This window comes from Sphingopyxis sp. (assembly GCF_050725615.1).
In the GTDB taxonomy this organism is placed as follows: Bacteria; Pseudomonadota; Alphaproteobacteria; order Sphingomonadales; family Sphingomonadaceae; genus Sphingopyxis.
Genome location: NZ_JBOHHU010000071.1, coordinates 1 through 22032 on the forward strand (window position 1 = coordinate 1; position 22032 = coordinate 22032).

A 22032-nucleotide genomic window follows, 5' to 3' on the forward strand; every position below is an offset into this window, starting at 1 on the left:
TGCCCTCCGGAGCGGGCGAACGGCAGATAACCGAGCTCGTCGAGCACGATCAGGTCGAGCCGCGACAGCTGCGCCGCCAGGGTCCCGCCCTTGCCGATCCGGGTCTCCTCTTCGAGGCGTGTCACCATCGCGCCAAAGGGAAAGGAGCCTTACACGGTTTCTACCCACCGCACGCTTTCAATATCCGAAAAAATGGTGATTGCTCAGTGATTGCTGCACCAATTTATGCGGATAGAAATCGAATATAAATCACATATTTTCAATATGATGATTGCGTTTGGACACGAAATTTGGTATTTCCGCTACCGGCGAAAATAGCGCGACGCATTGGGCGCTCGGACGCGCGACACGCCAAACCGGCCAGCTCCAAGGGAGGGAGAAGCTGGCCGGTACGCAGGCGGGTCGGGGTCGGCCGAGGCCTGGGTCAGCCCTTGCAGGCCTGCTTGTTCTTGTTGCCGGCGAGGCTGCAATTATAGGTCACCTTCTTGCCGTTGCGCTGCGTCGCCTTGGCGAGATGGGTGCTGCGGTGCGCAGCGGCGGGGCGGGCGGCCGTCGCGGTCTTGGCCTTCGGCGCCGCAGCCGCCGTCTGGTGGACCTGGGCATGCACCGCCGGCTTGGCCGGGGCCGCCGCGGTCGTCGCGGCAAAAACGGGGGCGGCCATCAGCATGGCCGACGCGACGCCGAGACCGGCGAGAGTACGAAAATATGCCATATTCTTCACTCCAAAAGTCCGGAAAACGGACGGGGCGGGATCGAATGTCCAAGGCGAGACCGGGGTGGATATTGTTCGCCTTGGACGCCCTCCTTCTAGGCCGTGCGATCCGACCGGGGCATGGCCGCCACATGACAATATCGTAATCTTGGGGCCAGCTTCCGCGCCGCCATCGCCCGCTAGAAAGGGGGCATCGCGCAACGGAACCAGCCGCCATGATCCAGCCATCGACGCCTAGCAACCGCAAGCGCAGCCCTGTCGCCAGAAGCCTGGGGCTCGCCGCGCTGGCCATCCTTCTCGGCTGTGCGGCGGTCTATGCCTATGCGGGCTATTATAACGGTCCATTGTTCCGCGACATGCCCGCGGCGCAGGCCGGTCCGGCCAAGCCCGCGATCGTCCTGTTGTCGGGCGACATGGGCAACCGCATGGCGATGACCCCCAAGGTCGCGGCGCGGCTCAACGCGCGGGGCTATGCGGTCGTCACGGTCAATTCTTTGACCTATTTTTCGCCGCGCCGCACGGCGGCCGAGGCCACGACGCTGATCGAGACCGCGATGACGCGCGCGATGACGCTGGGAAAGACCGATCATGTCGTGCTGATCGGCCAATCCTTCGGCGCCGACATGCTGCACGCCGGGCTCGCCCGGTTCCCGGTCGCCGAACGGCGACCGATTCGCGCGGTGGTGCTGGTCGTGCCCGGCGAGGACATCATCTTCCGCGCCTCGCCGATCGAACTCGCCGGGCTCGAAACTCCCGACCAGCTGGCTTATCCGACCGCGTCGCGGCTGACCTGGACCCCGGTCACCTGCATCCACGGCGCCGTGGAGCCCGAAAGCCTGTGCCCGCTGCTCCACATGCCCAATGTCCGCCGGATCACCCTGCCCGGCGGCCACAAGCTGCATTCCGACGACGGCGCGCTGACGGCCGCCATCCTGCCGGCGATCGAGGGCGCCGGCCCCGCAAGGAGCGAATGAGATGAAAGCGATTGCCCTGGCGCTGTTGCTCGCCCTGCCCGCAGCGGTTCAGGCCGACACGGCGCCGACCCCTTTTGGCCTGTGGCAAAACCCCAAGGGGACGCTGCTGGTACGAACGCGCGATTGCGGCCGCCAATTGTGCGGCAACATCGTCTGGGCCGGCCCCAAGGCCATCGCCGACGCGCGCGAGGCGGGCGTGACCGCGCTGGTCGGCACCGAATTGCTGATCGGCTATCGCCCATCGGGCGCGGGACGCTGGACCGGACAGGTCTATGTGCCCGATCAGGGACGCCGATATTATTCGACCATCGAGGTCGAAGGCCCGAACAGCCTCCGCATCTCGGGTTGCATCCTCGGCGGGCTGATCTGCAAACATCAGGAGTGGACCCGGCGATGACGATATTCCGGGGCGCGGTGGACTGGAGCCGCGCCAACACCAGGCTGCTGTCGATCCTCGCCGCGCTGCTGGTGGCGGGACTGGGGTTGATGGCGCTGTTCAAGCTGCTCCATTCGGTGCGGCCGCACGAGGTCCGCCATGCCTTTGGCGCGCTGTCGGCCGGGCAGATCGCCGCGGCGCTGTTGCTCACTGCCGCGAGCTATCTGCTGCTGACACTCTATGATCGTTTCGCCTTGCAGGTGATCGGCCGCAAATTGCCCTGGCGGACCTACGGCCTCGCCTCCTTCACCAGCTACACGCTCAGCCACAATCTCGGCCTCGCGCTGCTCACCGGCGGGTCGGCGCGCTATCGCATCTATCGCGCGGCGGGACTCAGCGGCGGCGAGGTTGGCAGCATCATCGCGCTCTCCAGCCTCAGTTTCTGGAACGGCGTCATCCTGCTCGCGGGACTCGCCGCGATGGCGAGCACGCAGATTTTGCCCTTCTTCGACTGGGCTCTTCCGCTGCACTGGCTGCATCTGGCCGGGCTGCTCGTCGTCGCGCTCTGCCTCGTCCCCATGCTGCTCCGCCATTTTGGCCTGAAAATCGTCGATATCGGCGGCTGGCGTACCCCGCTCCCCGACGTCGGGCGCAGCACCGCGATGACGGCGGTCGCCGCGCTCGACCTGGCCGCCGCCAGCGCCGCGCTGTTCATCCTGTTGCCGGCCGCCGACCCATCGGCCTACCCCGCCTTTTTCCTGGGCTATGCGCTGGCGATCATCGTCGCGCTGATCAGCCATGTCCCCGGCGGGCTGGGCGTGTTCGAAGCGATCGTGATCGCGACGGTGCCCGGCGACAAGGCGCAATTGCTCGCCGCGCTGCTCGCCTATCGGGTCATCTATTATCTGTTGCCGCTGCTCCTCGCGGCGCTGCTGCTCGCCGGGCACGAGGCCAAGGCATGGCGCGGACCGGCGAGGGAGGTCGCGCAGGCGAGCCAATCGCTGCTGCGCGACCTCGCGCCGCCGCTGCTCGCCGCGCTGGTGTTCGCCGGCGGGCTGATCCTGCTGCTGTCGGGTTCGACCCCGGCCGAGGTGAGCCGCATGCACGCGCTCAAGCCTATCCTGCCGCTGCCCTTCGTCGAGGCGTCGCACCTGGCGGCCAGCCTGTCGGGCACGTTGCTGCTGTTCCTGGCCCCCGGCCTGCTCCGCCGCCTCGACGGGGCGTTCGTGGCGACGCGGGCCTTGCTGATCGCGGCGATCCTTTTCTCGCTCGCGAAGGGGTTCGACTATGAAGAGGCGCTGATCCTGTCGGCGATCGGCGCGGCGCTGCAGTGGAGCCGACCCGCATTCTATCGCACGACGTCGTTGCTCGACGCGCCGCTGTCGACCGGCTGGATCGTCGCCGCGCTCACCGCGATCCTCGCCTCGGCCTTCGCGGGTTTCTTTGCCTATAAGCATGTCGCCTATAGCAGCAGTCTGTGGTGGGATTTCAGCCTGAACGGCAATGCGCCGCGCTTTCTGCGCGCGCTGTTCGGCAGCGCGGTGCTGGTCGCGGGACTGGCGCTGTGGCGATTGTTCGCGCCGTCGGCGCGCGCGCGCCGCGAGGAACCGGTGACCTTCGACCAGCTCGAACCCGCGCTGGCGACGACCAATCGTACCGACGCCTTTCTCGCCTTCACCGGCGACAAGCGTTTCCTGATCGCCGACGAGGGCGATGCGTTTCTGATGTACCGGGTGCAGGGGCCCGACTGGATCGTGATGGGCGACCCCATCGGCCGCGAGGCGCGCTGGGCGGATCTGCTGTGGAAATTGCGCGAACGCGCCGACGCTGCGCAGGGTCGCATCCTGCTCTATCAGATCAGCGCGGCGTGCCTGCCGCACGCCATCGATCTGGGGCTGTCGATCGTCAAATATGGCGAGGAGGCGCACGTCGACCTGGCCCTGTTCACGCTGGCGGGGGCACAAGCCAAGACGCTGCGCCATGCCGAGCGCCGCGCGGTTCAGGAGGGGGCGGAGTTCGCGATCATCCCGGCGGCGGCGGTGCCGCAGCATATGGCGGCGCTCCGGGCGGTGTCGGACGACTGGCTGAACGCCAGGAAACAGCGCGAAAAGGCGTTCAGTCTCGGCCGGTTCGATCCCGCCTATATCGCGCATTTTGCCTGTGCGGTGGTGCGGGTCGAGGGGCAGATCGTCGCCTTTGCTAACATCCTCGCCACTACGAACCGCGAGGAGATGTCGGTCGACCTGATGCGCCACACGCGCACCATTCCCTATGGCGCGATGGATTTCCTGTTCGTCCGGCTGATCCGCCACGCCCAGACCGAGGGATATCGCTGGTTCACGCTGGGCATCGCGCCGCTGGCCGGCGTCGACGGGCGCAAGCTGGCCCCCGCCTGGGCGCGCGGCGCCGCCTTCCTCTTCCGCCACGGCGAAATGCTCTACGGGTTCGAGGGACTGCGCAGCTACAAGGCGAAGTTCGCGACGCATTGGGAACCGCGCTATATCGCCGGATCGCGCGGCATGGCCTTCGCCCGCGGGATGGCTGCGGTTCACCACATCGTCTCGCGCCCGGCGCGGTCGGACCCCGACCCGCCGCTGGCCGTCGCCACGACCTGACGGACCCGCATGACAGGCTTGTCATCTTGTCGCCATGCGTCGTCCGGGCGGGTCTCGCTATGAGCGGCGGATGACCCGCGCTGCTTTCCGGCCCCGGCTCTCGACCGCCGCCTTGCTCGCCCTGTTGGCGCTGGTGATCGCGCTCGCGCTATGGCTCAACCCGGCGTCGCGACACCATGGTCGCGACCAGCTGTCCGGCCTGACCTATGAAATACGCCCCGCCAGCCATCGCGCGCCCGTGACGCTGGTCGTGACCAGCGTCGCCGATGGCGGCGCCGCCGCGCGCGCCGGCATCACCGCCGGCGACGTCATCGACCGCGTCGACCGGCGCCCGATTCGCTCGCCCGCCGCGATCGGCGCGGCGGCGCGCCGCGACGGCGGCAAGGGCCTGTTGCTCCATATTCGCCATGGCGGCGCGAACCGCTATACATATCTGCCCGCAGATCGCGGGACCGAGCCAGGGGCGCCACATGTCGCAGAAAATACTCGTCGTCGAGGATGACCGGACCACCGCCGATTTCCTCGTCAAAGGCCTGACCGGCGAGGGTTTTGTCGTCGATCATGCCGCCGACGGCCGCGACGGCCTGTTCCACGCCACCGACGGCAGTTACGACGCGATCGTGCTCGACCGCATGCTGCCCGGCATGGACGGCATGGCGGTGCTAGCGGCGCTGCGCGCGGCGCAGATCGCCACGCCGGTGATCATCCTCTCCTCGCTGGGCGCGGTCGATGCGCGGGTCGAGGGGCTGACGTCGGGCGCGCATGACTATCTGACCAAGCCCTTCGCCTTTTCCGAACTGCTCGCCCGGCTGCGGCTGCTGATCGCCAGGCCATCGGGCGGCGCGGCGGTCGAGACATCACTGGTCTGCGAGGATCTGGAGATGAACCTGCTGAGCCGCCGGGTGACGCGCGCCGGACGGCGGATCGAGTTGCAGCCGCGCGAATTCCGGCTGCTCGAATATCTGCTCCGCCATAAGGACCGGGTGGTGACGCGCACGATGATGCTCGAGGGTGTGTGGGAATATCATTTCGACCCCGGCACCAATGTCGTCGACGTCCATGTCAGCCGGCTGCGGCGCAAGGTCGACGACGGCTTCGACCGGCCGCTCGTCCACACGATCCGCGGCGCGGGCTATCGGCTCGGGACCCCGGACTGACGGCGATGCGGCGCGGCTTCCTCAACAGCACGATCGTCCGGCTGATGCTCATGCTGGTGCTCGCCCAGGTCGCGGCGCTCGCGCTGGAGCTGACCGTCATCCACCGCTTCACCGAAGCGACGATCCTGTCCGACGCCCGCACGGCGGTCGAGGTCGCGCGCGACAATTTCATCGACGATTATCGCGAAGAGGGACTTCCCGGCACGCTCATCGCGATCGAGGACCGGCTCGCGGCAAAGGACGACCGCAACTTCATCCTGTTCCTGAAATCGCCCGACGGCCGCAAGGTCGCGGGCAATCTGCGCGACTGGCCGCCGACGCTTGGCGACGCCGAGCGCTGGCGCGAAATCCGCCTGTTCCGCGAGGGCGCCACCACCGCCGAACCGATGGGCGTGGTGACCACGCGGCTACCCGACGGCCATGTGCTGCTGACCGGCGAGGTTCTGGAGGCGCAGACCCGCCTGGCGCAGGCGAGTGAGGCGGCCTTCCTCTATTCACTGATCGTCGGCGTCGTGATCGCCGTGTTGATGGCGGCGCTGGTCGCCTGGATCCTGGCGCGCCGGATCGACGTGTTTTCGCGGGCGGCGGGCGAATTTGTCGCCGGCAAGCTTGATGTCCGGGTCGAACGCGACGAAACCGGCGACGCCTTCGACCGGCTGGCGACGTCGATCAACATCATGTTCCGCCGGATCGAAGGCCTGGTGCGCGAATTGCGCATGGTCACCGATTCGATGGCGCACGATTTGCGCTCGCCGGTGTCGCGCCTGAAGGCGCGGCTGGATCAGGCGATCGGCCAGACGCCGGATCCGGGCGCGCAGGCGGCGCTGGGCGCGGCCGTCGACGAAGCCGACAGCCTGCACCGCCTGCTCGATACTGCGCTGGAGATCAGCCGCGCCGAGGCCGGCATCGGCCGCGACCAGTTCACCCGCTTCGCCTTGCGCCCGATGCTCGATGACATGGCGGAGGTTTATGGCCCGCTCGCCGAGGACCAAGGCTTCGCGATTACCGTCGACGCGTCGGCCGACCTCGACATCCTCGCCCACCGCGAATTGCTGATGCGCGCGCTGTCGAACCTGATCGACAATGCGCTCAAATATGCCGCCGGCGGGTCGCAGATCCGGATTGCCGCGAGCGGCGTGGACGAAGGGGGCATCGAGTTGGTCGTTTCCGACGACGGCCCCGGCCTGTCCGAAAGCGAAAGGATCGAGGCGGCGCGGCGCTTCGTCCGCCTCGACCCCGCGCGCGGCGGCAGCGGCGCCGGGCTGGGCCTGTCGCTCGTCGAGACGATCGCCCATCTGCACGGCGGCGCGATGGCGCTGGAGCCGAACAGCCCGCGCGGGCTGCGCATCCGCCTCGCCTTGCCGGTCGGGATCAGAACGTAAGGACTGCCCCGTAACGCAGCTTCAGAAGTGCAGCGCATAGGTGATCACGAAACAGGCGCCCGTCATCAGGATCATCGCCGCGATGAAGCTCTTGTCCGCCAATTGCTCGAGCCGGTGCAGCCGCTGCGGCGATTGGAGGCGCAGCGCGAAATAGGAGGACAGCATCGCGGTCAGGAACAGCAGCGCATCGATCGCCAGCAGATCGTCGGCGAGGGTCGAGCGGCGCGCGACGCTGACCGCGACCTGCAGGATGCCGATGCCGGTCAGGCAGACGCCGACCATCGCCGCCGCGATCGGGCATATCAGGCGGCAATTGCTCTCATCGAGTTCGGCGGAAGAGGAAAACAGCGGCATCTTCGCGGCCAAACCTGTTCAAACGCCCTTGGCCGGACGCGCGGCCGCCATTGCGGTCGGGGATTTGCGCATCGCGGGGCTCCTTCCCATCAATGCCGCAACGATAAGCCGCGCCGCCCCACCGCAAGATGGTCGCGCGATGACGCTTTGGTAATCTTCGCTCGGGGCGGCTAGCCTTCGAGGATCGGGCGCAGTTCCGCCGCCGGCGATGCTCCCGACCGGTCGAGGGCGTCGAGCGTCGCCAGCGCCATCGCGCGATAGGCGGGCAGCAGGTCGGGGCAATCGCGTTCGATCGCGACCAGATGGGTGCGGATGGTCGCGGCATCGCCGCGCAGCAGCGGGCCCGACAAGGCCCCGAATCCATGCGCCAGGCTATTCTCCAGCGCCGCGCGGACAAGCGGCGCGATCAGCGCCCCGGGTTCGTCGGCACCCGCGATACGAAGCGCTTGCGATGCGCCGTCGAGCAAGGTGACGAGGTGGTTCGCCGCGTGCGACAGCGCGGCGTGATAGAGCGCGCGCTGCGGCTCGGCGATCTCGACCGCGACGCCGCCGAGCAGACCGACCAGCACGCGCGCCTCGGCCAAAGCTTCACCGTCTGGCGCCGTGATCGCGAAGCGGGCGCCCGCCATGCGCAGGACCTCCTGCGCCGGATCGCCGGTGAACGTCATCGCCGGATGAACCGCCGCCGTCAGCGCACCGCGTTGATGGAGCGGCGCGAGCGGCGCGGCGCCGCTGCCGCCGCTGACATGACAGACGAAGACCTCATTGCCCGGCGCCAGCGCGTCGGCGAGCGCCGCCACCACTGCGGCGAGGGCGTCATCGGCGACCGCAAGGACGATCAGGTCGCAACGCTGCGCCAGCACGGCGCAGGATTCGGCGGTGGCCGCTCCCGCAGCGACGGCGGCGCCCTGCGCGCGATCGGGCGAACGCCCCCACAGCAGCAGCGGCGCGGCCGAGCGCGGTGCGAGCGCCAGCGCCAAGGCCCGCGCCACGCGCCCCGATCCCGCGATGCCGACCCGATGATAGCGTGGGGAGTCGGTCATCGACCCGCCCCTAGCCTGCCAGCTTTGGCAGCCCGTCCATGATCGCGGTCAGCGCCAGCGCGTTTTCGCGCTCCATCGCGCTGTGCCCGGCGTTGGTGACGACATAGGTCGCGGGCTCGGCACCCGCGCCTTGCAGCGCCGCGACAAGCCGCGACGCCTGCGTCAGCGGGCACACCTGGTCGAAGCGGCCATGGACGATATGCACCGGGATCTTCGCAAGGATATCGGCGCTGCCGAGCAGATGGCCCGGTTCGATGAACAGGTTGTTCGCGAAATAATGCGCCTCGATCTGCGCGAAGCAGAGCGCGAAATCGGCGTCGCCGAATTTTCCCGTCGCCGCCGATTCGGGGATCATGTTCGAAATCACCCCTTCCCACAAAGACCATGTGATCGCGGCATGGAGCTGTTTGTCGCGCTCGGCGTCGGTCGCAGGGACCATGTCGAAGATGCGCTTGTACGACGCCATGACGTCGATGCGTTCGTCGGGGGTCAGGACCGACAGCAGTTCGGCCCATTCGCCGGGATAATGGATATAGGCGCCGGGCGCGGTCAGCGCATAGGGCGCCGCGTGGAAGGTCGCGGCATTGCCCTGATAGAGATAGTCGAGATCTTCCGAAGCGCCGAGGAAGATGCCGCGCAGGATCAGGCTGGCGCAATGGCCGGGATGCTCGATGGCATAGGCCATGGCGAGCGTGCTGCCCCAACTGCCGCCAAAGACGTGCATCGGCCCCGCGATGCCGAGCGCGTCGCGCAGCTTGACGATGTCGCCGATCAGGTCGGCGGTCGTGTTGTGGCGCAGCGCGACGGCGGGCCCGGCCGAGGCGACGGTCGGCTCGCTCTTGCCGCAGCCGCGCTGGTCGAACAGGATCACGCGGTAGCGCGCTGGGTCGAAGAAGCGCGCCATGTCGGGGGCGCACGCGCCGCCGGGACCACCGTGCAGGAACATCACCGGTTCGCCGTCGGGATTGCCATATTCCTCCCAATAGAGGCGGTGGCCGGCTTCGCTGTCGACGTCGAGCAAGCCGCTGCTGAGCGGCGCGGCGGCGGGATAGGCCCAGGCGTCGCCGATCTTGCTGCTGGTTTCGAGGCGCGAGAAATCCATGGCCTATGCTCCCCCGATGCCGAGCAGTTCGACGGTGAAGAGCAGGGTCGCGCCGCCGGGGATCGGTCCCCGGCCGTCGGCGCCATAGGCGAGATAATAGGGGATCGCGAACTCGACCTTGTCGCCGACGCCCATATAGGTGACGCCCTCGGTCCACCCCTTGATGACGCGGTTCAGGGGAAAGGTCGCCGGTTCGCCGCGCGCAACCGAACTGTCGAATTCGGACCCGTCGACGAAGGTGCCGACATAATGGACGGTGACCGAATCGACAGGTCCGGGACGCGGCCCGGTCCCGCTACCCGCGATGCGGCGCCAGTGCAGTCCGCTGGCCATCACATTCCATCCGGTTTCGGCATTGCGTTCGGCGAGCGCCGAGGCCTGGCGGTTGAGCCAGGCGGTGCTCACCTGCTGCGCGGGAGGTTCGGTCTGTGCCGCAGCGGGAGCGGCGGCAAGCAGGGACGCGGCGACGAGGAACAGCGGACGCGGCAGGGGCATTTCGATCTCCTTGGTGGAGGATCGGGCATAGCCGCGTGTCGGCGCGGCGCAAGCGATGTTGGTGATCGGGGTACGGCAGGGGCGACTATGGGGTGGGTGCGGGCGGCGCGGAACGAAAGGAAAGACGCGCCGGCCGCAACCCACCCCGCCCCGTCCCCGCAAAGGGAGGGGATATCGCAGGGTCGGTTCGGCCCGGTGATCGGGAAAGCCACCCAAACAAATCGGGGCGGCCCTGTTTCAGGTGCCGCCCCAGTTGGTGGATCCGTCGGGAGAGGGAGAGGACGGATCGGAGATTGGTGTCTTGATGGCTTATTCTTAGTTCTTAGTTGGCCGACGCCATCTTGCTGTCGGTTTCGAGTTCGGCGACGCCGGCGAGCTTGAGCGCGGCGCGGAACTGCTTGGCGGCGGCGCGTTCATTGCCCGCTTCGCACAGCTTCTTGCCGGTCGACACGAAGCGCTTGGCGTTCGCCTGCTTGCCGGCGTCGGCGCCGTTGGCGGCGGTCGAAGCCTGGTCGGCCAGACCGGCGCAGCGATAATCGCTGCCCGACTGGGCATAAGCGGGCGAGGTGGTGGCGACGAGGCCAGTGAAGGCGAGCGCCGAAGCCGCGACGATCGCGAAGGCGGTCGGGAAGCGGCGGAAGTTGGAGAGCTGAGTGGCCATGGGAGAGGTTCCTTTCGTTTCGTTGTGCAACCTTTTTAGTCGCGCTTGCGCACATAGATAATCCTCTATAATCTGCAAGTGCCTTGAAGCAGGATTTAACAATCCCCCATGGGGTGCTCGACGGGATCGAAGCTTTCCTGCGTGTCGCGGAAAGGCGGAGCTTTTCCGCCGCGGCAGCCGACCTCGGCGTTTCCCCTTCGGCGATCAGCCAGACGATCAAGGGCCTCGAAGCACGCGTCGGCGCGCCGCTGTTCATGCGCACGACGCGCAGCGTCGGGCTGACCCAGGCGGGCGAGATGTTCCTCGAACGGGCCGCGCCCGCTTATGCCGGGCTCGGCGACGCCTATGAGGCGGCGCGCAACCTCGGCAATCGCCCCGCCGGACGGCTGCGGATCAATCTGATGCGCGGCGCGGTGCAGCCCCTGTTCGAACCGATCATCGCGGGATTCTGTGAAGCCTATCCCGAGATCGAGCTGGAGATCTACGCCGAGGATGCCCTCGCCGACCTCAGCGCCGGGGGGTTCGACGCCGGGGTCCGCATGGGCGAGGCGCTCGACGCCGACATGATCGCGGTCCGCCTGACCGGGCCGTTCCGCTTCGTCGCGGTCGCGACCCCGGGTTATCTGGCGAAACATGGCCGGCCCGAGAGCCCCGACGAGCTGCGCCACCATCGCTGCGTGCGGATGCGGATGAGCAGCGGCGCGCTGATGCCCTGGACGTTCGAGAAAGGGAATCGCGAGATCGAGGTCGGGGTGACGGGCCCCGTGATCGTCAACGACTTCACCGCGATGATGGTCGCGGTGAACGCCGGGGTCGCGATGGGCATGACCGCCGAACCGGTGGTCCAGGCGCAGGTGGCGGCGGGCGCGCTCGAGCTGGTGCTGGCGGAGTATGCGGCGTCGACGTCGGGGCTGTTCCTCTATTATCCGAGTCGCAAACAGGTGATGCCCAAGTTGCGCGCCTTCATCGATTATGTCCGCGATTACCTGCCCGACGATGTCACTCGTTAGGGGCCGTCGCGCGGCATCGGTTGGGCGCGCAAACAAATCCCTTCATCGCCAGCAGAAAAATTGGGCTGGCGACTCGGCGAAAAAAACGGCAGCCGGTTGTCAACTAATTGGGTTGGGAAATTAGATGCACGAAATATTCGCCTTCGACCTTTCGGCGCTGTGGCCCTTCATCCTCATCGGCTTTGCCGCCCAGCTTGTCGACGGCGCGCTCGGCATGGCGTTCGGCGTCATCTGCAACACGTTGCTTGTCGCGGTCATGGGCGTCCTGCCGGCCACCGCATCGGCGCGCATCCATGTCGTCGAAACCTTTACCACCGCCGTGTCGGGCATCAGCCACTTCCTCCACGGCAATATCGAATGGCCGCTGTTCTGGCGGCTGCTCATTCCGGGGGTGATCGGCGGGGTTACCGGCGCCTATATCCTGACCTCGCTCGACGGAAACGTCGTGAAGCCCTTCATCCTGACCTATCTCGTCGCGGTCGGCCTGTGGCTGTTGTTCCGCGGCCTCTTTTATCCGCCCAAGATCAAGAAGCCGACGGTCATCGCCCCGCTCGGCCTGGTCGGCGGTTTCCTCGACGCCGCCGGCGGCGGCGGCTGGGGCCCCGTGGTCACCTCGAACCTGCTCGTCCAGGGCGCCGAGCCGCGCAAGGTCGTCGGCACGGTGAACAGCGTCGAATTCTTCCTGACCCTCGCGGTCTCGGCGACCTTCATCTATCACCTCGGCCTGTCGGACATCGCCGGCGCCACGCTGGGCCTGCTGATCGGTGGCGTCGCCGCGGCGCCGCTCGGCGCGTTCATGGCCAAGCGTTTCTCGCCCAAGCTGCTGCTGATCCTGGTCGGCATCGTGCTGACCGCGACGAGCCTGTTCGGCCTGTGGAAGTTCCTCGCCTGATCCGACCCGGACGCCGCACCGACGCCGTCAGTTCGCCGGCCGGGTCTCGTCGATCTTTTCGACCCATTCGGGGTAGAAGCTTGGCTCGCGCGCCGACCAGCCGGGAGCGGTCGCAGCCGCTTCGCTGATCGACTGCAGCAGGATCTTGCGCTTGTCGGGATGGAGGTGCGGCAGCGACGCCGCCGCGCAAAAGGCGCCGGGCAGCCAGGGCCGCGCATGCGCGCCGAGCAGCCGTTCGTAGAGGAAGCGGTACGAGGCGAAGCCCGGCAGCCGGTCCTGCCCGAGGTCGAAGGCCGACACCGCGACGAGCGGCGCCATGAACTGTTCGAGCGCGTCGAGCCCGCTGTCGTCGGGGATATGCGCACGGATTTCGCTGATACGCTGATAGACGCGCGCCTGGACGCGGATCGCGGTTTCCTCGACCATATCGCGCGACCAGCGGCTGATCGCATCGTCGCGCTCCAGCCCGATATCGAGCGAGCGGCGGATGTAGCGCTGCGTCGCCGCAGGGAAAGCCGCAAATTCCTTGATTTCCGATATCGACAGATCGCCCGCTGCCGGTCCCGAACGCGTCGCCATGGTCATGCTCCCGCACGGCGCCCGGGGAGCCATCCCCCCGGAGGCCTGCATCTGACAGTCTGCCACCAAAATGGTTAGTGGCGGGTTAACCATGGTGTCGGGATTTGTTCAGCATGGTCACGGAGCGTTGCGCAGCCATGCGACCGAGCCTAATCAGCGTGTCTTGAAACTGACACACGAGAGCCATCATGTCGCACGCACCGCAGCCGGTCATTTCCTCGACCGGCCTCTTCACCCCCGCCGAAGCCATCTCCAACGAAGAACTTGTCGCCAGTTTTAACCAGTATGTTGCACTGCACAATAGGGAAAATGCGCAGGCCATCGCAAAGGGCGAACTGGCCGAACTGACCGAGTCGAGCGTCGAATTCATCGAAAAGGCGAGCGGCATCGGGTCGCGCTTCGTCGTCGACAAGGCGGGCATCCTCGACCCCGAGCATATGGCCCCGCGCCTCGCCGACCGCGGCAATGACGAGATTTCGCTGCTCGCTGAGATCGGCGTCGCGGCGGCGAAGGACGCGCTGGCGCGCGCGGGACGCGAGGCGGCGGACGTCGACGCGGTGCTGTGTGCGGCGTCGAACATGCAGCGCCCCTATCCGGCGATGGCGGTCGAGATCCAGGACGCGCTCGGCATCGATGGCTTCGGCTTCGACATGAATGTCGCCTGCTCGTCGGCGACCTTCGGCATCCAGACCGCCGCCGACTATATCCGCGCCGGCCATGCCAGGAGCGTGCTCGTCGTGAACCCCGAAATCTGTTCGGGGCATCTCAACTGGCGCGACCGCGACAGCCATTTCATCTTCGGCGACGTCGCCACCGCGATCCTCGTCGAGGACAAGGACATCGCGCCCGCAGGCCATTGGGACATTCTCGGCACCAAGCTCAAGACGCAATTCTCGAACAACATCCGCAACAATTTCGGCTTTCTGAACCGCGGCCATGGCGGCATCGACCAATCGGGTCCCAAGACCGACAAGCTGTTCGTCCAGGAAGGCCGCAAGGTGTTCAAGGAGGTCGTGCCCTGGGTCGCGAACCTGATCGTCGAGCAGATGGCGGCGCTGGAACTGGAGGGCGCCGACATGCGGCGGCTGTGGCTGCACCAGGCGAACACCAACATGAACCGGCTGATCGCGCAGCGCGTGCTGGGGCATGAGGCGAGCGAGGACGAGAGCCCGACGGTACTCGACACCTATGGCAATACGTCGAGCGCGGGGTCGATCATCGCCTTTCACCTGAACCATGAGGATATGGCGGCGGGCGACACCGGGCTGATCTGTTCGTTCGGCGCGGGATATAGCGCGGGGACGGTGTTCGTTCGGAAGACCTGAGTGCGCGAATAGCGTCGGTGGAATTTGTTTCGCGCAAAGACGCAAGGACACGAAGAGGCCGCGTTCACCGCGAAGCGGATTTTTCGACGCACGTCGCGTCCTATCGCGCCGCATGAAGGAATAGGGGCCTGACGGCCCAAACCTTCTTCTTCGTGTCTTTGCGTCTTTGCGCGAAACTTTCCCAAGGCCGTCCCATGACGGCCTCGACCGTCGTTCAAGGCACAAATGTCGTGAACAGGTAGATCGCGAACAGCATCAGGTGGATCACCCCCTGCAGCACGGTGGTGCGCCCGTTCGCGAGGGTCTGCGATGCGACGATCAGCGACAGGAACAGCAGCACCGTCGACTTGGCGTCGAGGCCGAGGCCGATCGGCAGGTCAGTGACGATCGACAATATCGCGACCGCCGGAATGGTGAGGCCGATCGTCGCGAGCGCCGAGCCGAGCGCGAGATTGAGGCTGGTCTGCAAGCGGTCGGCCTTCGCCGCGCGCACCGCCGCCAGCCCCTCGGGCGCAAGGATCAGCGCCGCGATCAGCACGCCGAGGACGGCGGGCGGCGCGCCCCAGTCGGCGAGCAGCGCGCCCATCACCGGCGACAGATTCTTGGCGAGCAGGACGACCGCGAACAGGCTGGCGAGCAGCAGCGCGCTCGACATCGCGGTGCGCCGGACGCTGGGCGGCGCGGCGTGGGCGTCGGGCTCGCCGTCGCCATCGCCGTCGCCGTCGGGCAGGAAATAGTCGCGGTGGCGCACCGTCTGGACCAGCGCGAAGGTTGCATAGAGGATCAGCGATACCGCCGCGACAAAGCCGAGCTGGATCGCCGAATAAAAGGGTCCGGGCACGCTCGAGGTGAAATTGGGCAGCACCAGCGTCACGACGGTGAGCACGGTCAGCGTCGCCAGCGCGGCGCCGATGCCGGTGCGCTGGAAACGCTGCTCGTGATGGCGGATCGCGCCGCTGAGCAGGCACAGCCCCATCAGCAGGTTGAGGATCACCATCACCGCCGCGAACACCGTGTCGCGCGCCAGCGTCTGCGCCTTTTCGGGTTCGGCCTGCATCAGCGTCAGGATCAGCCCGACCTCGATCACCGTCACCGCGAGCGCGAGGATCAACGTCCCGAAGGGTTCGCCGACGCGATGCGCGATGACCTCGGCATGGTGAACCGCCGCAACGACCGCGCCCATCAGGATGAACGCGACCACCCAGGGATTGAGCGGCATGGCGAAACTCGCCATCGCGGCGACGAAACCGAGGATCGGGAAAATGTCGTTGGTGCGGTCGGCGAGGCGGAGTTTTGCGGTCATCGGGCTTCTATTGCAGCGCTCTTCCTCCATGGCCACCCCTGCGGGATTTTTAGTGCGCGCGGACGGGCAGTCCGGCGGCGGCGAGGCGGGCGTGAGCGTCGGCGATCGTCGCCTCGCCGAAATGGAAGATGCTCGCCGCGAGCACCGCGCTCGCGCCGCCCTCGACCACGCCCGCGACGAGATGGTCGAGATTGCCGACCCCGCCGCTGGCGATCACCGGCACGCTGACCGCATCGGCGATCGCGCGGACGAGCGCGAGGTCATAGCCGTCCTTGGTGCCGTCGCGGTCCATGCTGGTCACGAGCAATTCCCCGGCGCCAAGCTCCGCGAGCCGCACGGCATGCGCGAGCGCGTCGACCCCGGTCGGCTTGCGCCCGCCGTGGGTGAAGATTTCCCAGCGCGCGCCCCCACCATCGTTGGCGCCGACGCGGCGCGCGTCGATGCTGCCCACCGCACACTGGCTGCCGAAGCGGTCGGCGATGTCGGCGACGAGTTCGGGCCGCGCGACCGCCGCGCTGTTGACCGCGACCTTGTCGGCACCTGCGAGCAGCAGCGCGCGCGCGTCGTCGGCGCTGCGTACCCCGCCGCCGACGGTGAGCGGCATGAAGCAGACTGCGGCGGTACGGCTGACCATGTCGAGCAGGGTGCCGCGCCCTTGGTGCGTCGCCGAAATATCGAGGAAACAGAGCTCGTCGGCGCCGGCAGCGTCATAGGCGCGCGCGCATTCGACCGGATCGCCCGCGTCGCGCAGGTCGACGAAATTGACGCCCTTGACGACGCGCCCGTCGGCGACGTCGAGGCAGGGAATGACGCGGACGCGGACGGTCACTTGCTCCCCTCCCACCTGTGGGAGGGGTTGGGGGATGGCCTGTTTTGGGACGGAAGCGCTTTAGACATGCCTTCCCCTAGCCCCTCCCGCCAGCGGGAGGGGAATTGCCCACCGTGATCGCTTCGGCCAGATCGAGCCGGCCATCGTAGAGCGCGCGGCCGGTGATCACGCCCTCGATGCCGTCGGCGACATGCGGGCGCAGCGCGTGGATGTCGCCGATGTCGGCGACCCCGCCGCTGGCGATCACCGGGATGCTAACGGCCTTGGCGAGCGCCACCGTCGCCTCGACATTGCAGCCCTTGAGCAGCCCGTCGCGGCCGACGTCGGTGAACAGCAAGGCGGCGACCCCCGCATCCTCGAACCGGCGCGCGAGATCCTCGACGCGCACGTCGGACACATCGGCCCAGCCCTCGGTCGCGACCATGCCATCGCGCGCATCGACCCCGACGACGATCCGGCCGGGCAGGTCGCGCGCGGCGGATTTGACGAATTCGGGGTCCTTGAGCGCGGCGGTGCCGATGATCACGCGCGCGACGCCGAGCGCGAGCCAGCGGTCGACGCCGGCCCGGTCGCGGATCCCGCCGCCGACCTGCACCTTGCCGGGGAAGGCCGCAACGATGCTCTCGACCGCGGCGCCGTTGACGCTGGCGCCCGCGAAGGCGCCATCGAGATCGACAACATGGAGATGATCCGACCCCGCGTCGGCGAACAGCCGCGCCTGCGCTGCGGGATCGTCGCCATAGACGGTCGCGCGCGCCATATCGCCCTCGGCAAGCCGCACCACCTGCCCGCGCTTGAGGTCGATCGCGGGGAAGATGGTCAGGCCAGAATCTACGGGCGCCATGCGAGAAATCTTTCCAAGGTCGCGAGGCCATAGGCCTGGCTTTTTTCGGGGTGATATTGGACGCCGACAATCATGTCCTTCGCGACCGCGGCGGTGAAAGTACCGCCATGGTCGCTCGTCGCCGCGACGTCGGTGGCATCGGCAAAATGATAGGAGTGGAGGAAATAAGCCTCGCCCGCCGCGATCACCGGATGATCGCCCGCCGGCACGACGTCGTTCCAGCCCATATGCGGGATACGCAGGCCGGGCGCCGGGTCGAAGGCGCGCACCGTGCCGCCGATCCAGCCGAGCCCCTTGTGTGTGCCATGCTCCTCGCCCGCATCGGCGAGCAACTGCATGCCGACGCAAATGCCGAGGAAAGGCGCACCCTCGCCGCGCACGCGCCGCTCCATCGCGTCGATCAGCCCATCGATGGCGGACAGGCCGGTCATGCAGGCGGCGAACGCCCCGACGCCGGGCAGCACGATGCGGTCGGCCTTCGCCACGACATCGGGATCGGCGGTGACGGCAACATCGCCCGCGCCCGCCGCGACGAGCGCATTATGCACCGAGCGAAGATTGCCCGCGCCATAGTCGATCAGGGCGATGGCGCTCATCGGACGGTCCTTAGAGGACCCCCTTGGTCGACGGTATGGCATCGCCCTTGCGCGGGTCGATCTCGACCGCCTGGCGCAGCGCGCGGGCGAGCGCCTTATACATGCTTTCGGCGATATGGTGGTTGTTCTCGCCGTAGAGCGTTTCGATGTGCAGCGTGATCCCGGCGGTCTGCGCGAAGCTGTGGAACCAGTGCGGGAACATCTCGGTGTCCATTTCGCCGAGGCGCGGTTGCGAGAAGGTCGATTTATACACGCAGTGCGGCCGCCCCGAAATATCGAGCACGCAGCGCGTCAGCGTTTCGTCCATCGGCGCATGCGCCTCGCCGTAACGCGCGATGCCGCGCTTGTCGCCGAGCGCCTTCAGCACCGCTTCGCCGAGCGCGAGCGCGCTATCCTCGACCGTGTGATGCTGGTCGATATGAAGGTCGCCCTTCACCGTCATGGAAATGTCGATCAGCGAGTGGCGCGACAATTGCTCGACCATATGATCGAGGAAGCCGATGCCGGTGGACACCGAATAATCGCCGGTCCCGTCGAGATTGACGGTGATCGCGATATCCGTTTCCTTGGTCGTACGCTGGACGGAGGCGGTTCGCATGGCGCACGCCATAGAGCCTATTTTTCGCGGTGCAAGGCGACTCTGCCCCCTTGACCGACACGCGACTGCCGTTCATCCCCCTGCCCCATGACTGAAGACGTTCGCGATAGCCTGATTCCCTATGACGAGATCGTGCAGGACGCCCTGCGCGCCGTGGTCGGCCGCGTGCTGCGCCAGATCGAAGGCTATGACAGCCTGCCCGGCGAGCATCATTTCTATATCACCTTCAAGACGCAGGCGCCGGGGGTCGATATTCCCGCGCATCTGATCGCCAAATTCCCCGACGAAATGACGATCGTGCTGCAAAACCGCTTCTGGGACCTGAAGGTCGGGGAGGATCTGTTCAGCGTCGGCCTGTCGTTCAACCAGACCCCGTCGATCCTGACGATCCCCTATGCCGCGATCACCGCCTTCGTCGATCCGTCGGTCGATTTCGGACTGCAGTTCCAGGTCAGCGACGACGGCGTCGAACCCGAACCGCATGACGAGGCCGACAATGATCGCCCCGACGTGACGACCGAGGACGGGACGAACGTCGTCACCGTGGATTTCGGCAAGAAACGCTGACGTCGTGGGTGCCAACTGGCCCCCCAGCCGCTTCTGGCAATATTGGGCGCTCGCCGGGATGGTCGTGCTGACCGCCGCCTTCTGGTGGGGGGTCGAGGGCTTTGCGCTGCTCGAAAGCGGTGGCACCGGCAGCGACATCGGCGACGGCGTGCTGCGCTTCAGCCTGCTCGCGCCGACCCCCGCGCTGGTCATCGTCTGGCTCGCCCCCGGCTGGCTGCGCCCGCGCGTCGGCGACAGCGGCTATTGGCAGTTACTCGGCACCGTCGCGGCGATCTGGGCCGGCGCGGTGCTGGTGACGCGGATGCTGATCGGATGAACGAGACGCGGATCGAGAGCGACAGCATCGGCGAGATCGCGGTTCCGGCGGACGCCTATTGGGGCGCGCAGACCGAACGCAGCCGCCACAATTTCGCTTTTCCCCCGCACGAGCAGATGCCGCTGCCGATCGTGCATGGGCTGGCGCGGATCAAGCGCGCAGCGGCCGAGGTCAACCGCGACCACGGCCTCGACGCCGGAATTGCCGATGCGATCGTCGCGGCGGCGGACAAGGTGATCGCGGGCGACTATGACGCGCAATTCCCGCTCGCCATCTGGCAGACGGGCAGCGGCACCCAGTCGAACATGAACGCCAATGAGGTGATCGCGGGCATCGCCAATGAGACGCTCACCGGCAAACGCGGCGGCAAGGCGCCGGTCCACCCCAACGACCATGTCAATATGGGCCAGTCGTCGAACGACAGTTTCCCGACCGCGATCCATGTCGCGGTGGCGGTCGAGACGACGAAGCGGCTGCTGCCCGCGCTCGCTGCGCTGACCGACGCGCTGACCGCCAAGGTCGAGGCGTGGGGCGACATCGTCAAGATCGGTCGCACCCATTTGCAGGATGCGACCCCGCTGACCCTGGGGCAGGAATTTTCGGGTTACGTCGCGCAGCTCATCGCGTGCCGGGCGCGGATCGAAGGCGCGCTCGCGCACAATATCAACAAGCTCGCGCAGGGCGGCACAGCGGTCGGCACTGGGCTCAACGCGCCTGCGGGTTTCGATGTCGCGATCGCCGCCGAATTGTCGCGCGGGACGGGCATCGCTTTCGAACCCGCGCGCAATAAGTTCGAGGCGCTGGCGTCGAACGACGGCCTCGTCTTCTTCTCGGGCGCGCTGAACACGCTCGCGGTCGCGCTGACCAAGATCGCGAACGATATCCGCCTGCTCGGTTCGGGTCCGCGCGCCGGGCTCGGCGAGCTCGACCTGCCCGCGAACGAGCCGGGCAGCTCGATCATGCCGGGCAAGGTCAACCCGACCCAGTGCGAGATGCTGACGATGGTCGCGGCGCAGGTGATCGGCAATCATCAGGCAGTGACCGTCGGGGGGCTGCAGGGGCATCTCGAGCTCAATGTCTTCAAGCCGCTGATCGGGGCGAATGTGCTGCGCTCGATCGACCTGCTCGCGATCGGCATGGCCGGCTTCACCGAACATTGCGTCGTCGGGCTCGAACCCAATCGCACCCGCATCGACGAATTGATGAACCGCTCGCTGATGCTCGTCACTGCGCTCGCGCCCGAAATCGGCTATGACAAGGCGGCGAAGATCGCGAAGCATGCGCATGAGACGGGATCGACCTTACGCGAGGCCGCCCTCGACCTCGGCTATGTCGATGCTGCGACCTTCGACCGTGTCGTCGATCCGCGCGCTATGCTTGGCGCGGAACCGACGCGGCCCTCCGGGGATTGATTGGGGGAGAGGAGAGATGGGCATGATCGGCAGGATTGTTGGCGGCGTTCTCGGCAGCGCCATCGGAAAACAGAAGGGCGGCCACCCCGTCGCGGGCGCGGTGATCGGCGCCGCGACTTTGTTTGCGGCGCGCCGCCTGTTCCCGCAGCGCTATGCCGCGCTCGCGGCCTGGGGCGCGGCGGGCTATCTCACCAAGAAATGGGCCGATCGCGTCGCCGCGCGCAAGGCGGCCGAAGAAGCGCACGCGCTCGATCCCGAAATCGCCAATGCCGGGATTGTCGATCCCTATGTCGGCACCGCGCAAGCACCGCTCGACGGGCAGACGATGGGCGACGCGCTGCCGCCGCCGATCCCGGTCGACGCGGATGGCAAGCGCCCGGCGATCCATTGAGCCTGCTTGCCCGGCGCGCAACAGATCGCGACGCTTTGTAACGTTCAGCAATATGCGCGACATTCGCGCGCAAGGCAGACGCCCTAACCCCCTCCTCGACGGCGCCATCGGACGCCGCTTCGAGGAGATTTCATGCCGCGCGCCCTTGTCTTTCCGCTGCTCGCCACGCTCCTGCTGACGGGGCCGGGCGCGCGGGCCGAGGACGCGCCGCCGCAGGACAAGCCGCAGCCCGGCGGCTTCCGGCTCGCCGATGTCGATGGCGACGGGCGGGTCACGCTCGACGAACTGCTGACCCTACTGAATGCGCGCTATTCGGCGCTCGATGCCGACAGCGACGACCGCGTTGCGATCACCGACCTGCAGCGCGCCAACGACGATGATGTGCGACCGCGTTTCGCGCCTCCGGGCGGCGGCATGCGCCCACCGCCGCCAGGCGGCTTTCGCGGACCGCCGCCGGGCGGTCCCGGTGGCCCTGGCGGCCCCGCCCACCCCGGAGGAC

At 67.3% G+C, this 22032-nt stretch carries 25 protein-coding genes and 2 pseudogenes; 14 read left to right on the plus strand and 13 right to left on the minus strand.

All coding sequences use genetic code 11. The features are described 5' to 3' along the window. Both ACREB7_RS15360 and ACREB7_RS15365 read right to left on the minus strand, forming a co-directional pair. A pseudogene (locus ACREB7_RS15360) lies at positions 1-128 on the minus strand (ATP-binding protein); the annotation flags it as partial. Between the two features lie 296 nt (positions 129-424). After that, the gene (locus ACREB7_RS15365) at positions 425-712 is read right to left on the minus strand and encodes a hypothetical protein (protein WP_431593150.1); all 288 of its coding nucleotides are present in this window, start codon (positions 710-712) and stop codon (positions 425-427) included. Between the two features lie 215 nt (positions 713-927). Between ACREB7_RS15365 and ACREB7_RS15370 the strand changes: the two genes are divergently transcribed. The 6 genes from ACREB7_RS15370 to ACREB7_RS15395 all read left to right on the plus strand — a co-directional run bounded on the left by ACREB7_RS15370 (position 928) and on the right by ACREB7_RS15395 (position 7216). Further along, positions 928-1686, plus strand: coding sequence for an AcvB/VirJ family lysyl-phosphatidylglycerol hydrolase (locus ACREB7_RS15370; protein ID WP_431593151.1), 759 nt, complete (start codon positions 928-930; stop codon positions 1684-1686). 1 nt (position 1687) lies between these two features. Next, the gene (locus ACREB7_RS15375; RefSeq protein WP_431593152.1) at positions 1688-2083 is read left to right on the plus strand and encodes a DUF2147 domain-containing protein; all 396 of its coding nucleotides are present in this window, start codon (positions 1688-1690) and stop codon (positions 2081-2083) included. Beyond that, positions 2080-4677, plus strand: coding sequence for a bifunctional lysylphosphatidylglycerol flippase/synthetase MprF (mprF, locus tag ACREB7_RS15380; RefSeq protein ID WP_431593153.1), 2598 nt, complete (start codon positions 2080-2082; stop codon positions 4675-4677). Before ACREB7_RS15375 ends, mprF begins: the two co-directional genes overlap by 4 nt. A gap of 70 nt (positions 4678-4747) precedes the next feature. Further along, positions 4748-5179, plus strand: a complete 432-nt coding sequence (locus ACREB7_RS15385) for a PDZ domain-containing protein (protein ID WP_431593154.1) — start codon at positions 4748-4750, stop codon at positions 5177-5179. Next, a complete protein-coding gene (locus tag ACREB7_RS15390) occupies positions 5148-5834 on the plus strand; it encodes a winged helix-turn-helix domain-containing protein (RefSeq protein ID WP_431593155.1) in 687 nt (228 codons plus the stop codon). Before ACREB7_RS15385 ends, ACREB7_RS15390 begins: the two co-directional genes overlap by 32 nt. A gap of 5 nt (positions 5835-5839) precedes the next feature. After that, positions 5840-7216 carry an ATP-binding protein gene (locus ACREB7_RS15395; protein WP_431593156.1) on the plus strand — a complete coding sequence of 459 codons (1377 nt, stop codon included), beginning with the start codon at positions 5840-5842 and terminating at the stop codon, positions 7214-7216. Positions 7217-7237: 21 nt separating this feature from the next. Here the strand turns inward: ACREB7_RS15395 and ACREB7_RS15400 are convergent, their stop codons facing one another. The 5 genes from ACREB7_RS15400 to ACREB7_RS15420 all read right to left on the minus strand — a co-directional run bounded on the left by ACREB7_RS15400 (position 7238) and on the right by ACREB7_RS15420 (position 10871). Then, on the minus strand, positions 7238-7570 hold the full coding sequence (locus ACREB7_RS15400) for a hypothetical protein (RefSeq protein ID WP_431593157.1): 333 nt from the start codon (positions 7568-7570) through the stop codon (positions 7238-7240). Between the two features lie 170 nt (positions 7571-7740). Further along, positions 7741-8613 carry a Rossmann-like and DUF2520 domain-containing protein gene (locus tag ACREB7_RS15405; RefSeq protein ID WP_431593158.1) on the minus strand — a complete coding sequence of 291 codons (873 nt, stop codon included), beginning with the start codon at positions 8611-8613 and terminating at the stop codon, positions 7741-7743. A gap of 10 nt (positions 8614-8623) precedes the next feature. After that, on the minus strand, positions 8624-9715 hold the full coding sequence (gene pip / locus ACREB7_RS15410) for a prolyl aminopeptidase (protein WP_431593159.1): 1092 nt from the start codon (positions 9713-9715) through the stop codon (positions 8624-8626). Positions 9716-9718: 3 nt separating this feature from the next. Further along, on the minus strand, positions 9719-10210 hold the full coding sequence (locus ACREB7_RS15415; RefSeq protein ID WP_431593160.1) for an FKBP-type peptidyl-prolyl cis-trans isomerase: 492 nt from the start codon (positions 10208-10210) through the stop codon (positions 9719-9721). A gap of 322 nt (positions 10211-10532) precedes the next feature. Next, positions 10533-10871 (minus strand): hypothetical protein, encoded by a 339-nt coding sequence (locus ACREB7_RS15420; protein WP_431593161.1) that lies wholly within the window; start codon positions 10869-10871, stop codon positions 10533-10535. An 83-nt stretch (positions 10872-10954) separates the two neighbouring features. On the opposite strand from ACREB7_RS15420, the gene ACREB7_RS15425 reads away from it, so the two are divergent. Together ACREB7_RS15425 and ACREB7_RS15430 are read left to right on the plus strand one after the other, a co-directional pair. Then, on the plus strand, positions 10955-11881 hold the full coding sequence (locus ACREB7_RS15425) for a LysR family transcriptional regulator (protein ID WP_431593162.1): 927 nt from the start codon (positions 10955-10957) through the stop codon (positions 11879-11881). 124 nt (positions 11882-12005) lie between these two features. Continuing rightward, positions 12006-12773 carry a sulfite exporter TauE/SafE family protein gene (locus tag ACREB7_RS15430; RefSeq protein WP_431593163.1) on the plus strand — a complete coding sequence of 256 codons (768 nt, stop codon included), beginning with the start codon at positions 12006-12008 and terminating at the stop codon, positions 12771-12773. Positions 12774-12800: 27 nt separating this feature from the next. Here the strand turns inward: ACREB7_RS15430 and ACREB7_RS15435 are convergent, their stop codons facing one another. Continuing rightward, on the minus strand, positions 12801-13352 hold the full coding sequence (locus ACREB7_RS15435) for a hypothetical protein (RefSeq protein ID WP_431593164.1): 552 nt from the start codon (positions 13350-13352) through the stop codon (positions 12801-12803). A gap of 188 nt (positions 13353-13540) precedes the next feature. Between ACREB7_RS15435 and ACREB7_RS15440 the strand changes: the two genes are divergently transcribed. After that, complete coding sequence (locus ACREB7_RS15440; RefSeq protein WP_431593165.1) at positions 13541-14677, plus strand: beta-ketoacyl-ACP synthase III; 1137 nt, start codon at positions 13541-13543, stop codon at positions 14675-14677. 214 nt (positions 14678-14891) lie between these two features. Here the strand turns inward: ACREB7_RS15440 and ACREB7_RS15445 are convergent, their stop codons facing one another. From ACREB7_RS15445 to hisB, 5 genes are all read right to left on the minus strand, one after another. Beyond that, entirely contained in the window at positions 14892-15980 is a 1089-nt protein-coding gene (locus ACREB7_RS15445; RefSeq protein ID WP_431593166.1) for a calcium:proton antiporter, read from the minus strand. A gap of 49 nt (positions 15981-16029) precedes the next feature. Further along, positions 16030-16809 carry an imidazole glycerol phosphate synthase subunit HisF gene (gene hisF, locus ACREB7_RS15450; RefSeq protein WP_431593167.1) on the minus strand — a complete coding sequence of 260 codons (780 nt, stop codon included), beginning with the start codon at positions 16807-16809 and terminating at the stop codon, positions 16030-16032. 76 nt (positions 16810-16885) lie between these two features. Next, complete coding sequence (hisA, locus tag ACREB7_RS15455; RefSeq protein WP_431593168.1) at positions 16886-17653, minus strand: 1-(5-phosphoribosyl)-5-[(5-phosphoribosylamino)methylideneamino]imidazole-4-carboxamide isomerase; 768 nt, start codon at positions 17651-17653, stop codon at positions 16886-16888. Further along, positions 17641-18249 carry an imidazole glycerol phosphate synthase subunit HisH gene (gene hisH / locus ACREB7_RS15460; protein WP_431593169.1) on the minus strand — a complete coding sequence of 203 codons (609 nt, stop codon included), beginning with the start codon at positions 18247-18249 and terminating at the stop codon, positions 17641-17643. The genes hisA and hisH overlap by 13 nt, the downstream gene beginning before the upstream one ends. A 10-nt stretch (positions 18250-18259) precedes the next feature. Beyond that, positions 18260-18847 (minus strand): imidazoleglycerol-phosphate dehydratase HisB, encoded by a 588-nt coding sequence (gene hisB / locus ACREB7_RS15465; protein WP_431593170.1) that lies wholly within the window; start codon positions 18845-18847, stop codon positions 18260-18262. A gap of 87 nt (positions 18848-18934) precedes the next feature. Between hisB and ACREB7_RS15470 the strand changes: the two genes are divergently transcribed. From ACREB7_RS15470 to ACREB7_RS15490, 5 genes and pseudogenes are all read left to right on the plus strand, one after another. After that, positions 18935-19414: an SspB family protein gene (locus ACREB7_RS15470; protein WP_431593171.1), complete on the plus strand. Its 480-nt coding sequence runs from the start codon at positions 18935-18937 to the stop codon at positions 19412-19414. Positions 19415-19418: 4 nt separating this feature from the next. Further along, the gene (locus ACREB7_RS15475; RefSeq protein WP_431593172.1) at positions 19419-19730 is read left to right on the plus strand and encodes a hypothetical protein; all 312 of its coding nucleotides are present in this window, start codon (positions 19419-19421) and stop codon (positions 19728-19730) included. Next, positions 19727-21142, plus strand: coding sequence for a class II fumarate hydratase (gene fumC / locus ACREB7_RS15480; protein ID WP_431593173.1), 1416 nt, complete (start codon positions 19727-19729; stop codon positions 21140-21142). The genes ACREB7_RS15475 and fumC overlap by 4 nt, the downstream gene beginning before the upstream one ends. A 22-nt stretch (positions 21143-21164) precedes the next feature. Further along, complete coding sequence (locus tag ACREB7_RS15485) at positions 21165-21533, plus strand: hypothetical protein (RefSeq protein WP_431593174.1); 369 nt, start codon at positions 21165-21167, stop codon at positions 21531-21533. A gap of 132 nt (positions 21534-21665) precedes the next feature. After that, positions 21666-22032 (plus strand): annotated as a pseudogene (locus ACREB7_RS15490) (hypothetical protein); the annotation flags it as partial.

What these genes read in the sequence shown, in the direction of transcription:
- ACREB7_RS15365 (WP_431593150.1), bottom strand. Translation starts at nt 712, where the DNA reads ATGGCATATTTTCGTACTCTCGCCGGTCTCGGCGTCGCGTCGGCCATG.
- ACREB7_RS15370 (WP_431593151.1), top strand. Translation starts at nt 928, where the DNA reads ATGATCCAGCCATCGACGCCTAGCAACCGCAAGCGCAGCCCTGTCGCC.
- ACREB7_RS15375 (WP_431593152.1), top strand. Translation starts at nt 1,688, where the DNA reads ATGAAAGCGATTGCCCTGGCGCTGTTGCTCGCCCTGCCCGCAGCGGTT.
- mprF (WP_431593153.1), top strand. Translation starts at nt 2,080, where the DNA reads ATGACGATATTCCGGGGCGCGGTGGACTGGAGCCGCGCCAACACCAGG.
- ACREB7_RS15385 (WP_431593154.1), top strand. Translation starts at nt 4,748, where the DNA reads ATGACCCGCGCTGCTTTCCGGCCCCGGCTCTCGACCGCCGCCTTGCTC.
- ACREB7_RS15390 (WP_431593155.1), top strand. Translation starts at nt 5,148, where the DNA reads ATGTCGCAGAAAATACTCGTCGTCGAGGATGACCGGACCACCGCCGAT.
- ACREB7_RS15395 (WP_431593156.1), top strand. Translation starts at nt 5,840, where the DNA reads ATGCGGCGCGGCTTCCTCAACAGCACGATCGTCCGGCTGATGCTCATG.
- ACREB7_RS15400 (WP_431593157.1), bottom strand. Translation starts at nt 7,570, where the DNA reads ATGCCGCTGTTTTCCTCTTCCGCCGAACTCGATGAGAGCAATTGCCGC.
- ACREB7_RS15405 (WP_431593158.1), bottom strand. Translation starts at nt 8,613, where the DNA reads ATGACCGACTCCCCACGCTATCATCGGGTCGGCATCGCGGGATCGGGG.
- pip (WP_431593159.1), bottom strand. Translation starts at nt 9,715, where the DNA reads ATGGATTTCTCGCGCCTCGAAACCAGCAGCAAGATCGGCGACGCCTGG.
- ACREB7_RS15415 (WP_431593160.1), bottom strand. Translation starts at nt 10,210, where the DNA reads ATGCCCCTGCCGCGTCCGCTGTTCCTCGTCGCCGCGTCCCTGCTTGCC.
- ACREB7_RS15420 (WP_431593161.1), bottom strand. Translation starts at nt 10,871, where the DNA reads ATGGCCACTCAGCTCTCCAACTTCCGCCGCTTCCCGACCGCCTTCGCG.
- ACREB7_RS15430 (WP_431593163.1), top strand. Translation starts at nt 12,006, where the DNA reads ATGCACGAAATATTCGCCTTCGACCTTTCGGCGCTGTGGCCCTTCATC.
- ACREB7_RS15435 (WP_431593164.1), bottom strand. Translation starts at nt 13,352, where the DNA reads ATGGCGACGCGTTCGGGACCGGCAGCGGGCGATCTGTCGATATCGGAA.
- ACREB7_RS15440 (WP_431593165.1), top strand. Translation starts at nt 13,541, where the DNA reads ATGTCGCACGCACCGCAGCCGGTCATTTCCTCGACCGGCCTCTTCACC.
- ACREB7_RS15445 (WP_431593166.1), bottom strand. Translation starts at nt 15,980, where the DNA reads ATGACCGCAAAACTCCGCCTCGCCGACCGCACCAACGACATTTTCCCG.
- hisA (WP_431593168.1), bottom strand. Translation starts at nt 17,653, where the DNA reads ATGGCGCCCGTAGATTCTGGCCTGACCATCTTCCCCGCGATCGACCTC.
- hisH (WP_431593169.1), bottom strand. Translation starts at nt 18,249, where the DNA reads ATGAGCGCCATCGCCCTGATCGACTATGGCGCGGGCAATCTTCGCTCG.
- hisB (WP_431593170.1), bottom strand. Translation starts at nt 18,847, where the DNA reads ATGCGAACCGCCTCCGTCCAGCGTACGACCAAGGAAACGGATATCGCG.
- ACREB7_RS15470 (WP_431593171.1), top strand. Translation starts at nt 18,935, where the DNA reads ATGACTGAAGACGTTCGCGATAGCCTGATTCCCTATGACGAGATCGTG.
- fumC (WP_431593173.1), top strand. Translation starts at nt 19,727, where the DNA reads ATGAACGAGACGCGGATCGAGAGCGACAGCATCGGCGAGATCGCGGTT.
- ACREB7_RS15485 (WP_431593174.1), top strand. Translation starts at nt 21,165, where the DNA reads ATGATCGGCAGGATTGTTGGCGGCGTTCTCGGCAGCGCCATCGGAAAA.